Annotated in this window: 1 protein-coding gene; it reads left to right on the forward strand. The window is 69.2% G+C overall.

Annotation, left to right across the window (positions count from 1 at the left end; all coding sequences use genetic code 11):
• On the forward strand, nucleotides 1-299 hold a 299-nt coding region (locus K3769_RS40640; protein ID WP_267031771.1), incomplete at both ends, for a hypothetical protein.

The following is a 299-nucleotide window of genomic DNA, read 5'->3' on the forward strand; positions in this document are numbered from 1 at the left end:
GCCAGTCACTATCCGCTGGGGTTGATCGTCGCGCCGGGTGAGCGGATGGAGTTGCAGCTGGATCATCGTCCGGACCTGTTCGACCGGGCGCGGGCCGATGAGGTGTTGGCCGCGCTGGTGCGGGTGTTGGAGCAGTTCGCTGCTGACCCGGAGCTGCCTTTGGGGCGAATAGGGTTGCTGGACTCGGAACGGCGGGAGCGTCTGACGCGGGACTGGCAGGACGTGTCCCCGCGGGTGCCTTCCGGGACGTTGCCTGAGTTGCTTGCGGAGCAGGTGCGGCGGTCGCCGGACGCGCCGGC

The sequence above is a fragment of the Streptomyces ortus genome, from assembly GCF_026341275.1.
GTDB classification, from domain to species: Bacteria; Actinomycetota; Actinomycetes; order Streptomycetales; family Streptomycetaceae; genus Streptomyces; species Streptomyces ortus.